Source organism: Dolichospermum circinale AWQC131C, assembly GCF_000426905.1.
Classification (GTDB): Bacteria; Cyanobacteriota; Cyanobacteriia; order Cyanobacteriales; family Nostocaceae; genus Dolichospermum; species Dolichospermum circinale.
On sequence record NZ_KE384622.1, the window covers coordinates 44,117 to 45,106 of the forward strand.

1 protein-coding gene is annotated in these 990 nt (G+C 34.5%); it reads left to right on the forward strand.

The window, feature by feature from the left end; genetic code table 11:
- Positions 1–184: 184 nt before the first annotated feature.
- Complete coding sequence (locus ACIR131C_RS0114235) at positions 185–637, forward strand: toll/interleukin-1 receptor domain-containing protein (protein ID WP_028090742.1); 453 nt, start codon at positions 185–187, stop codon at positions 635–637.
- The last annotated feature ends 353 nt before the right edge of the window (positions 638–990 follow it).

The following is a 990-nucleotide window of genomic DNA, read 5'->3' on the forward strand; positions in this document are numbered from 1 at the left end:
CTTTTAATGCTACTTCTTCTCATTAAGACTCTTTCTATTTAATTTATTTTTAGTTTTTATGTACTACTTTAAGGGCTTTTTTGATCTGTGCCAGTTCAGGGTCCGGAATGTGGGTTATAAATAACCTCTTACCTGACTGCTATACTATAACTGAGATAGAAATTTAGATGGAAGAAAACAGCTTATGTCGAAGTCATATGATGCTTTTATGAGCCATGCAAGTGAAGATAAGGAACAATTTGTAGATCCTCTATTTCACGCTCTTCAAACTAGACGTTGTCGTATTTGGTATGATAGGTTTCAAATTGATTATGGTGATTTTTTTGAAACAAGAATATATGAAGGTATTCACAATTCGAGATTTGCACTTTTTGTAATTACTCCAAATTTGATTCGAAGACCAACAGATAGTTGGGTATGGCGAGAATTTAGTAGAATTTTGGAAAAAGAAGAAATACTCAGAACCAATGTTCTAATACCTGTATTCTACGATGTAACTATCCAGGAGTTTCAACAATATATTGGAAATAATCCAACTCTTAATACTATAACTGAGAGACATTCATTCAAAACTTTGGTAGATGGTGGCATCTATGGTGTAGCTGACAAATTACAGAACCTATTTGAAAGGAGATAGAATGATGACGCAATATATAGTACAAGCTGGTGACACATTAAGTCTGATAGCTCTAAGATTTTATGGTGATGGGAATATGTGGCCGGTAATTTATAAACATAATAGAGAGCGAATTGGAGGTAATCCTGATTTCATTTATCCGGGTTTGAGACTTATTATTCCGCCTAGGTAAGTGAAAAATTAATAAAACGATACCAATACAGCACTTCGCGTAATGTTTAGAGGGTGTTTGAAAAGTATTAGATGAAACCAACAATCTCCAAGAACCTAACCCCTCAGCCCCCCTTCCCTAGCAGGGCGTTTTCATTTTCTAAATTCTAGCAGAAGAAAGAGCGAAACTTTTACTATTATTC

What these genes read in the sequence shown, in the direction of transcription:
- ACIR131C_RS0114235 (WP_028090742.1), top strand. Translation starts at nt 185, where the DNA reads ATGTCGAAGTCATATGATGCTTTTATGAGCCATGCAAGTGAAGATAAG.